This window comes from Geminicoccus flavidas, from assembly GCF_009806515.1.
Classification (GTDB): domain Bacteria; phylum Pseudomonadota; class Alphaproteobacteria; order Geminicoccales; family Geminicoccaceae; genus Geminicoccus; species Geminicoccus flavidus.
Window position 1 is genome coordinate 1 of the sequence record NZ_WUJP01000419.1, and the last position, 1,585, is coordinate 1,585.

General features: G+C 66.7%; 2 protein-coding genes. One reads left to right on the forward strand and one right to left on the reverse strand.

All coding sequences use genetic code 11. The features are described from left to right. On the forward strand, positions 1 to 719 hold a 719-nt coding region (locus EQG76_RS11835; protein WP_159713588.1), incomplete at its 5' end, for a branched-chain amino acid ABC transporter permease. Here EQG76_RS11835 and EQG76_RS11840 read toward each other — a convergent pair. Then, positions 716 to 1,546 carry an HpcH/HpaI aldolase family protein gene (locus tag EQG76_RS11840; protein ID WP_159713590.1) on the reverse strand — a complete coding sequence of 277 codons (831 nt, stop codon included), beginning with the start codon at positions 1,544 to 1,546 and terminating at the stop codon, positions 716 to 718. The genes EQG76_RS11835 and EQG76_RS11840 overlap by 4 nt on opposite strands. Between the last annotated feature and the right edge of the window lie 39 nt (positions 1,547 to 1,585).

Consider the following 1,585-nt stretch of genomic DNA (forward strand, 5'->3'; position numbering starts at 1 on the left):
TCGCCACGGCGGCCGCGATCCTGGTGACCATCCCGATCCTGCGGCTGAAGGGCATCTACATCATCCTGGTGACCTTCGGCTTCGCCCAGCTGGTCATGCAGGTGATCCTGAGCCAGTCCGACTATACCGGCGGCACCCAGGGCATGGTGCGCATCCCGGGCCTCTACTGGTTCGACCACAACATGGTCCGGGACGGCAAGTTCGCCTATTTCTTCCTGGCGCTAGGCCTGCTCGCGGCCAGCACCGTGTTCCTGCGCGCCATCGTGCGCTCGCGGATCGGGGCGGGCATCGTGGCGCTGCGCGACAACGAGGAATACGCGATCGCCCGTGGCATCTCGCTGGTCCGCCAGCGCATGATCACGTTGGCCGCCAGCGCCTTCTTCACCGGCATGGCCGGCGCCTTCTATGCCGCCTACCAGCGCAACGCCTCGATCGACGTGTTCGGCATGAGCATTGCCACCATCATCCTGTCGATGGTGCTCTTGGGCGGCACCAGCACGATCTACGGCGCCATCATCGCCTCGTTCGTGCTGACGGTCTTCGCCGAGCTGATGGCGGATTTCGGCGCCTGGCGGCCAATCATCACGGCACTTTTGATCATCGTCGTGATGCTGGCTTACCCCACTGGGCTTGCCGGCCTGATCCGCGCTGGCTGGGCCGCCACGGCCGGCCGGCTGCGGCGGACAGCACCAGCTGCCCGCCCGGCCGAGACCGGCTAGCCGCCGATCGCCTCGCGGGTGGCCCGCAGGGCCGCGGACCCGCCGCCCGCCAGGAGCTCGATGTCCGAGGTCACCATCAGGAAGCGGACCCCCTTCTCGACCCACTCCCTGTTCTGCGTGGCCGGCGTGTTGACGCCCAGGCAGACCGGCAGGCCCTTGGCCTTGGTCTTGGCGACGATCGTGTCGTGCGCCGTCTTCACCGTCGGATGGCTGAGCTGGCGCAGCAAACCGGCGGTACCGGAGAGATCGTTCGGCCCGATCGCCACCGCGTCGATGCCCGGTACGGCCAGGAACTCGTCGAGCACGTCGACCGTTTCGATATGCTCGATCTGCGGCATCACGAAGATCGCGTCGTTGGCCTTGGCCACATAGGCGTCGATGTCGCGGTAATAGTTGGACGCGCGCTTGGGCCCGAAGCCGCGCCGGCCCTCCGGCGGGTACTTGCAGGCCGCCACCAGCTCGCGGCAGTCCTCCACCGTCTTTACCATCGGCGCCAGGATGCCTTCCCAGCCCATGTCGAGCAGCTGCTTGATCCGGACATGGTCGTTCCAGGCGACCCGGATCATCGGCACGGTCGGACTGCCGTTCAGCGCCATCAGCATGGTCTGCAGGACCTGCAGGTCGAACGGCGAGTGCTCGCTGTCGACCATCAGATAGTCGAAGCCGACCTTGCCCATGATCTCGGTGACGCTAGGGTCGGCGATAGTCAGCCAGGCGCCGATGACGGTGCCGCCGTTCCTCAGCTTCTCCTTCAGCGCCAGGGCGCGGGACAGCATGCCCTCGGGCGCCGTGCCGGCACCGGGCTCCAGTCCAGACGATTCAGCCACGCAACTCCTCCTCATGCTCGATCTTCTCCGGATCGAGCT